Here is a 7,945-nt window from a genome sequence, read left to right as displayed (position 1 = left end):
GTCTGCGAGACCGAGGGTGCGTTCGTCGAGCCCTTCGGGCCCTTCTACCGGTTCCAGCCCGGGCGCCCCCCCGGCGGGCCCGCGGCTGCGGCTCGGAGCCCGGACCGGGCGGCGGCAGGCGGTCGGGCCCCGGGGGCGTGGAGTACTGGTTCATCGGGGAGTCGGGGTCCTCAGTAGGTGAAGCACTCGGAGTGGATGCGCGCGGACGGCACGCCCGCCCGGAGCAGTGACGCGGTCGTGGCGTCGGCCATGCCGGGCGGCCCGCAGAGGTAGACGTCACGGTCGGACAGATCGGGCACGAGCGCGCGCAGGGCCTGGGGCGCGAGCGGGTCGTACGCGGCGTCGGAGCGGCCCACCAGGTAGTGCAGTGCGGCCTTGCGGGACGCCGCGATGGCTTCCAGCTCTTCGCGCAGGACCAGTTGGCCGGCGTCGCCCGCGCGGTAGAGCAGCGTGAGGTCGCCGGGGCTCGCGGGCAGGGACTCGAAGAGGGCGCGCATCGGTGTGATGCCGATGCCGCCGGCGATCAGCAGGACCTTGGGGCGGGTACGGCGCCGCCCGGTGAGCGCGCCGAACGGGCCGGTCGCCAGGACCCGGGTGCCGGGCCGCAGCCCGCGGACCCTGCGGGAGTGCCCGCCGAGCGACTTCACGGTGATGCGCAGGCGGTCGTCGCGGGCGGGCGCGGAGAGCGAGAACGGCAGGGCGGTGTGCCACAGGCCGCCGCGCAGGAACCGCCAGCGGAAGAACTGGCCGGGCTCGGCCCGGAGTTCGCGGAGACTGTCCCCCTCGATGGTGACGGAGACCACGCCGGGGCCCTCGTGCCGGACGGTGGCGACGCGCAGTCCGTGCCGCAGGGCCTGGCGGACCGGGACGATCCCGCGGTACCAGGCGAGCAGTACGCCGACGACGGTGTGCAGCAGGGCCCAGAACCAGACGGTGAACGAGGTGACGGCGACATCGGGGCCGGCCAGCTGGTGGACGAAGCCCAGCGCGGCGGCGAGGTACGTCAGCAGGTGGATGCCGCGCCACGCTTCGTGCGGGACCCGCCGGCGCACGGCCCGGGCGGAGAACAGGCCCGCGCCCGCCAGCAGGGCGCCGCCCGCGAACGCGGCGATGAGGGCCGGGTAGCGGAACATGGCCCCGGTGGCGGTCAGCAGGTCGGTGCCGGTGCGCAGGGCGTACACGACGAGGGCGAACAGCCCGTGGGCACCGCACAGGACCAGCACCCAGCGGCCGCCGAAAGCGTGCCAGCGGGCGAGGCGGTCGGCGCCGACCCCGTGTTCGACGGCCGGTACGCGCGCCATCAGGAAGAGCATGACGAGGATGCCGTAGCCGGCGAGGAGCCCGCTGAGGTGTGCGGCGGCTCCGATCAGCTCGTCGGGCCGGGCGGAGGGGTGCACCTGGGCGGCCCACAGCAGGGTGACGGCGACCGCACCGGCGGCCAGCCCGGCGCGCAGCCGCTCGGACGCGGTCTTCATCTGCGCCGCCCCGGGCCGGGAGCGTGTGGCGGAGTGGGCGGGAAGGTCATGCCAAGGTCCGTTTCGCTCGGTGCTGCTGGGGCATAGCACCGGCAACTATGCGCAAACGCAATCGGGGCGAGCAATGGCGATGCACACAGAATGAGGTCGGTCACGCGAAGGGTTTTGTGCGGTATGTCCGTATATCTACGACATGTTCACCCAAGAGGGGAGGGTGCGCGGCACCCTGGCGATCGGAGCTTGGGGAAGTCTTTGCGCTTTCACACCAGCACCCCAGCGAAGAACATCGACGCCAGGAGGACGTACTGGACCGAGCAGAGCAGCAGCAGCGGTACCTGAACCCACCGGGACATGCGCCGGACGAGGACGAGTCCGACGAACATCTGCGCATGGTTGCGGTACCACGACATCTCCGCGCCGGCGAAGAACGGAAGCAGGAAGATCGTCACCGTCAGGATCAGAGCGGCCCACTCCTCGACGTCGAGCCGGTGGTCGCGGACGAGCAGGACCGCGGCCGTCGCCACGACGAGCAGGATGAACAGGACGTTGAGCCAGAGCTGGGTCCTGTGTGCGGTCAGGGCGTGCTCCACCAGCCACGGCAGGCGCCCCTCGGGCGTGTACCAGTCCTTGAACGGGAAAGCGTAGGCCTTCGCCATTTCGGCGAAGGGCCGGCGCAGTCCGCCCTGCCCGTAACTGGACGCCTGGATGATCTCGTACGCGTTCCAGTGGCCCGTGGCCTGCCACATCAGCCATTTGGCCCAGAGCACGCCGCACGCGGCGAGCGCCGCCGACGACCCGGCCTTGGCGAAGCGGACCGGCCACGTGTCCCCCCGCCACGCGAAGAACGCGCTGAGCAGCAGCATCCCGACGGCGGCGGCCCCCACGAGATGGCAGGAGGTCGCGACGAAACCACCGGCGGCGGCGATCACCCAGGAGCCGCGCCCGACCCCGACGACGCACACGAGCAGGGCCAGCGTCCCGGTGGCGATCGGGAAGACCGCGTGGAAGTAGATGCCGCCCGGGAAGACGCAGGCGATCGCGAGGGTGAGGGCGGTGGCCCGGGTAAGCCGGGCGCCGAGCAGCCACCACAGCACCGCGAACATCCCGAACAGCGACGACTCCGAGATGACGACGGCCGCGCTCTCGTAGCCGAGCCCGGTGGCGGAGAGCGCCCGGATCGCCATGGGATACCCGGGAAACCAGGCGACGTTCCCGCACACGACGTCCGGAAAGTCCGGGTAGCGCTCCCGGCACCGGAACATCTCGTACCCGGCCCTGGCGATGGACAGGTAGTGCTCGGAATCCCAGCGCCGGCGGCTGTCCGTGGACCAGTACCGCACGGCGGAACCGTCACCGGCGACGGAAGCCGCCGCGACCGGCCAGGTGAGGAGGTTCGTGACCAGCCAGGCGACGAACGGAGGCAGCAGGGCCCGGCACCGGCCGAGGTGGGACGGTCCGGCGGCTTCCGTCGTGGCGGTCATCGGGATCAGTCTGGCCAACGCCCGGCCGGGCCGCGGCCGGACGCCCCGACGGCGCACGGCAGGTCCCCCGTGTGGCCCGCCGGCCAGGGGCTTCGCCGCGGACCCGCAGCACCCGGACCGCGCCCTCAGCCGGCCGCCGCGCGACGGATCGCGGCGAGCGTGCGGGCCACGTCCTCGTCCGTCGTGGACCAGTTGCTCACCGAGATCCGCATGACGCGGCGGCCGCGCCACGTCGAGCCGCTGATCCACGCCGTGCCGTCGGCGAGCAGCCGGGCGAGCACCCGTTCCGTGCGTTCGTCGCCGCCGAACCCGGCGCACACCTGGGTGAACACCACGTCGTTGAGGACCGTCGCGCCGTCGATCGCGGCGATGCCCGAGGCGAACGCGCGGGCGTGCCGGCACAGCCGCTCGACGAGGTCGGCCACCCCCGACCGGCCCAGGGACCTGAGCGCGGCCCACACGGTGAAGGCCCGGCCGCGCCGGGAGAGTTCGGGGACCTTGTCGCTGGGGTCGCCGTGCTCGTGCCGGATCAGGTAGTCGCCGTGCACGCCCATCGCGGCCCGCAGCGCGGTCGGGTCGCGCACGATCGCGAGCCCGCAGTCGTAGGGCACGTTCAGGGTCTTGTGGGCGTCCGTCGCCCAGGAGTCGGCGTCCGAGCAGCCCGCCGTCAGGTGTGCGTACCGCGGCGAGGCGGCCGCCCACAGCCCGAACGCGCCGTCGACGTGCACCCACGCCCCGGCCTCGCGGGCGGCGCGGACCGCCTCGGCGAAGGGGTCGAAGGCGCCGGAATGGATGTCCCCGGCCTGCAGGACGACGATCGTCGGCCCCGGACCGCCGGCCGCCAGCGCGCTCCGCAGGGCCTGCGGCACGATGCGTCCCTGACCGTCCGCCGCCACCGGCTCCGGGCTGCCGAGCCCGAGATGGCGCAGCGCCAGGTCGACGGTGACGTGGCGCTCCTCGCCGACGAGGACGCGCACCGCCGGCCCGCCCGCGAGACCGTCGCGGGCGACGTCCCGGCCCGCCCTGCGCAGCACCGCGTCGCGCCCGGCGGCGAGGCAGGCGAAGTTCGCCATCGCGGCGCCCGTGGTGAACCCGACGGCGCCGTCACCCGGCAGCCCGAGCAGATCGAGCAGCCATCCGCCGGCGATGTCCTCCACCGCCGCGTACGCGGGCGAGACGGCGCGCATCACACAGTTCTGGTCCCACGCGCTGACCAGCCAGTCCGCGGCCAGTGCGGCCGGTTCGGTGCCGCCGATCACGAACCCGTAGAAGCGCCCGCCGGGGAACGCGGTGAGCCCCGGCTCGCAGGCAGTGGCCAGCAGGTCGACGACGTCGGCCGGCTGGCTCGGACCGTCGGGCAGCCCGGCACCCAGCGCGCGCACGATCTCGTCGACCGAAGCGCGGGCGGGAACCGGGCGGTCGTCCAGGCTCGCCAGCCACCGGGCGGCATGCGCGTACGCCCGTCGGAGCGCCTTCTCGCGCGCGTCCATACCTCGGACTATGCGACCGTCACCGCCGTCCCGCAATCGGCGCAGCCCGCAATCGGCAGCCCGCGGTCCGCAGCCCGCCGCTCCCGGGGCGCAGCCCGCTACAGGGCGTCGCGGGCGGCCCGGTCCAGGAACGCCTGCAACGCGGCCAGCTGCCGGTCCACCGCCTCGGTGAACGCGGAGGCGGTCTTGTCCGCGTCGACGCCCTCGGGGCCATGGGTCACCCGGGCCGTCGCCAGCTCTCCCACCCGGGTGGAGAGGGCTCCGACCCTCTCCAGGTCCCGCCTGCCCTCGTCCGTCGTCACCAGGCGGACGGTCGTGAGGGCCTGCGCGAGTTCCGTGTTGGCCGGCGCGTACGCGTCGTCGAGCACGCGCTGCCTGTCGTCCGCGGTCTTGGCCGGGTCCAGGCTCGTCTGCAGCAGCCGGGTGGACTGCTGGACGTACCGGTTCGTGCTCGCCGAGAGTTCGACGTAGGCCGCCCGCCGGATGTCCGCCCGCCGCGCGGCGGCCTCGCTGCTGTGCGTGTCCTTGGCTTCGAAAAAGGCCAGCGTGCTTCCCGTGAGACCCGCCAGGGCGCCGATCAGCGCCCCCACGAGCGCGGCGGACGTGGCCCCCCGCTGCCTCGGCCGCCCGTCGGCCCCGTCACTCGCCTTGTCCCGCTTCTGCGCCATGACCTACCCGTACCGCGGCAGGAAGGGCCCGGCACCTGCGACCACCTGTTGGCACGAACGCCGTGCGGGCGTGTCGCCGCGCCCCTCACCGGCCCCGGCGTGGAACCGTCTGCCCATGACCGAAGGCTCGGCACCTCACATCTCCCCGGCGCGGATCACCGTGCTGGGCGTTCAACCGGGCAATCCGCCCTTTCGCATCGTGGAGGTCGACGGAGAGTTCACCGGCAGGGCGACGTCGATGACGGACGTGCTGCTGATCGCCGCGGAGGCCGGGATCCCGATCCACGACCTCGACGACCTGGACGTCGTGCGGTGGGTCGGCGGCGGCAAGTTCAGCTGGACGCCGCACTAGAGTTCCGCGGTGCCGGCCCGGCCCGCCGCCCGGCACTCCGTCGGACCGATGTCCGATTCCCCCGCGGACCGGGCGGTTCGCGCTGCCGTGGACGGAGCGGACGGAGCGGACGGCCTCGTACGGGTGGGCGGCGGAGCGGTCCGCCGCCCGCCCGGAGCCGAATTCGCTCCGGGGCGGCCGTGGTGCATGATCGGGGGATGTCTGATCGCATCATTGCCGCCTGCGACGGCGCGGCGAAGGGGAACCCCGGACCCGCGGCCTGGGCGTGGGTCATCGCCGACTCGCAGGGCCGCCCCGAGCGCTGGGAGGCCGGGCCGCTGGGCCGGGCCACCAACAACGTGGGCGAGCTCACGGCCCTCCAGCGGCTGCTGGAGTCCCTGGCCCCCGGGACGGCCGTCGAGGTCCGGATGGACTCCCAGTACGCCATGAAGGCGGTCACCCAGTGGCTGCCGGCCTGGAAGCGCAACGGGTGGAAGACCGCGGCCGGCAAGCCCGTCGCCAACCGGGAGCTGGTGGAGCGGATCGACGCGCTGCTGGCCGACCGGGACGTCGAATTCCGCTACGTTCCGGCCCACCGCGCGGACGGCGACCTGCTGAACGCCATCGCGGACCAGGCCGCCAGCGACGCCGCCGTCAGCCAGGAGGCGGCCGGCACGGCCCTCGGCAGCGCGTCGCTCCCCGTGCCCGCTCCGGCCCGTGCCTCCGCGCCCCGTACCAAGCCCGCGAGCACGGCCGGAACCAGGAAGCCCGCGCGCGGCCGGGGCTCCATCAAGGCGAAGTTCCCCGGCAGCTGCCCCTGCGGGAGGTCGTACGCGGCCGGTGACCAGATCAGCAAGCTCGGCACCCGCTGGGGCCACCCGGGCTGCGCCGACCCCGTGGCGAGCGACGCACCCGCGTAGCGGCGGGCGGAGGGCGCCTGCCGGGTGGAGGGTGTGAGACCGCGTCCGAGGGGCAGGCGCGCCGTCACGAGAATCCGACCCAACCACCGTGGAGGGCATTTTCATGACGGAGAACGTGTGGGGCTACCGCGAGAGCTCGGTCCGTCCGGAGGGCATCGACCTGACGGGCTTCAAGGTGGAAGCCGTCGACGGAGGCATCGGCAAGGTGGACAAGCACTCCGACGAGGCCGGCTCCGCATACATCGTGGTGGACACCGGTCCGTGGATCTTCGGCAAGGAGGTCCTCCTCCCGGCCGGCACCGTCTCCCGGATCGACGCGGACGACGAGAGGATCTACGTCGACCGGACGAAGGAGCAGATCAAGAACGCTCCGGAGTTCCACCGCGACGAGCACCTCCAGGACCCGGGATACCGCGGCGACATCGGTACGTACTACGGCTACGGCATCGGCGGACCGTTCGGACCGGGCCCCGTCTGACCGGCGGAGCCCCGCAGCCCCTGAAACCCCTTGACCTCAGGCTGTGTCGAGGTCCTGGCGTGAGGCCGTCTTGATCATCACCTCACGACGGGACCGGGACCCATGACGCCGGGACCGGAGACACGCACGACCGGGCACTCGTACGGGGACCGGGAGGCGTCCTCGGTACGGCCTGGATGGCCGGGCTCGTCGGCGGACCGCGCGGCCACGGGGTGGACCTCGGCGAGGCGGACCTGGCCGTCGGCACGTCGGCCGGTGCGATCGTCGGCGCGCCGCTGACCACCGGTCAGGACCTCGGCCGGCTCGCCGACCCCGCCCGGCCCCCGCGGGAGCCGGCCCCCGTGCGCGCGGTGGACGGCGCGCCGGTGGCGTCCGTGTTCGCCGTGCTGGGCGAGCCCGCACCGGATCCCGGGGAGGCCCGCCGCCGCGTGGGGCGGATCGCGCTCGACCACGCCGGCCCCGACGCCGAGCGGACGCTGATCGCGGGGCGGGCGCGCTCATCGGCGCGGACGCCCGGCCGCGGCAGCGGCTCCTGGTCACCGCCGTGGAGGCGGCGACGGGGGAGCCCGTGGTGCGGGACCGCACCAGCGGAGTGCCGCTCGTCCGCGCGGTGGCGGCGAGCAGTCGTTCCCGGGGGCGGAGCCGCCCGTCGGGATCCGGGGGCGGCGGTACACGGCCGGGGTGTGAGCCCGGGCCGGGCGCGGCGCCGGTTTCCGGCGCAACCACCGCACACTCCAGGCCAGTACGACGCGTGGGGCGCATGGGACGCCCGGCGCGGGGCACACGACGCGCAGGTGGCGTCCCGGCCCCGTGAAGGCGACGTGTGAAGGAGAGAGATCGTGCTGATGGCTCACCCTGCGGTGCTGGCGCGTCTGGTGGAGGAGTACGAGACGGTGGCGCAGCTCCGGGCCGGAGACCGTCAGGACGCGGTGCGGCAGCGGCTGGAGGACGTGGTCTACACGCTGTGCGTGTCGACCGGGACCCGGGACGTCGACGCCGCACTGGCTTCGGCCCGGGAACGGATGAGCGCCGCCCGGCCGGACGCGGCAGCGGACCGCGCCGACACGGGCGGGGGGCGGGCGGGGGGGCGCACGCCCCCGCC

9 protein-coding genes are annotated in these 7,945 nt (G+C 74.1%); 4 read left to right on the top strand and 5 right to left on the bottom strand.

Annotation, left to right across the window (positions count from 1 at the left end; all coding sequences use genetic code 11):
• Nucleotides 1-170: 170 nt before the first annotated feature.
• The 4 genes from ACFXA3_RS27595 to ACFXA3_RS27580 form a co-directional block, all read right to left on the bottom strand.
• The gene (locus ACFXA3_RS27595) at nt 171-1,475 is read right to left on the bottom strand and encodes a ferric reductase-like transmembrane domain-containing protein (protein WP_385191108.1); all 1,305 of its coding nucleotides are present in this window, start codon (nt 1,473-1,475) and stop codon (nt 171-173) included.
• Nucleotides 1,476-1,735: 260 nt separating this feature from the next.
• On the bottom strand, nt 1,736-2,956 hold the full coding sequence (locus tag ACFXA3_RS27590; protein ID WP_385191106.1) for a hypothetical protein: 1,221 nt from the start codon (nt 2,954-2,956) through the stop codon (nt 1,736-1,738).
• 125 nt (nt 2,957-3,081) lie between these two features.
• The gene (locus ACFXA3_RS27585) at nt 3,082-4,446 is read right to left on the bottom strand and encodes a pyridoxal phosphate-dependent decarboxylase family protein (protein ID WP_385191105.1); all 1,365 of its coding nucleotides are present in this window, start codon (nt 4,444-4,446) and stop codon (nt 3,082-3,084) included.
• A 98-nt stretch (nt 4,447-4,544) separates the two neighbouring features.
• Entirely contained in the window at nt 4,545-5,114 is a 570-nt protein-coding gene (locus tag ACFXA3_RS27580) for a hypothetical protein (RefSeq protein ID WP_385191103.1), read from the bottom strand.
• Between the two features lie 115 nt (nt 5,115-5,229).
• Here ACFXA3_RS27580 and ACFXA3_RS27575 point away from each other — a divergent pair, with 115 nt between their 5' ends.
• The 3 genes from ACFXA3_RS27575 (at nt 5,230) to ACFXA3_RS27565 (ending at nt 6,843) form a co-directional block, all read left to right on the top strand.
• A complete protein-coding gene (locus ACFXA3_RS27575; protein WP_385191102.1) occupies nt 5,230-5,466 on the top strand; it encodes a hypothetical protein in 237 nt (78 codons plus the stop codon).
• A 197-nt stretch (nt 5,467-5,663) separates the two neighbouring features.
• The gene (locus ACFXA3_RS27570) at nt 5,664-6,365 is read left to right on the top strand and encodes a ribonuclease H (protein ID WP_385191100.1); all 702 of its coding nucleotides are present in this window, start codon (nt 5,664-5,666) and stop codon (nt 6,363-6,365) included.
• 103 nt (nt 6,366-6,468) lie between these two features.
• On the top strand, nt 6,469-6,843 hold the full coding sequence (locus ACFXA3_RS27565; RefSeq protein ID WP_385191099.1) for a PRC-barrel domain-containing protein: 375 nt from the start codon (nt 6,469-6,471) through the stop codon (nt 6,841-6,843).
• Between the two features lie 77 nt (nt 6,844-6,920).
• Here ACFXA3_RS27565 and ACFXA3_RS27560 read toward each other — a convergent pair whose 3' ends face one another.
• Complete coding sequence (locus ACFXA3_RS27560; RefSeq protein ID WP_385191097.1) at nt 6,921-7,295, bottom strand: hypothetical protein; 375 nt, start codon at nt 7,293-7,295, stop codon at nt 6,921-6,923.
• Between the two features lie 393 nt (nt 7,296-7,688).
• Between ACFXA3_RS27560 and ACFXA3_RS27555 the strand changes: the two genes are divergently transcribed.
• Nucleotides 7,689-7,945: DUF5133 domain-containing protein (locus ACFXA3_RS27555; protein WP_385191110.1), on the top strand; the 257-nt coding region annotated here is incomplete at its 3' end.

The organism is Streptomyces sp. NPDC059456 (genome assembly GCF_042750055.1).
Lineage (GTDB): Bacteria > Actinomycetota > Actinomycetes > Streptomycetales > Streptomycetaceae > Streptomyces.
Note: the sequence above shows the minus strand (reverse complement) of the source record. Positions and strands in the feature narration are given on the sequence as shown.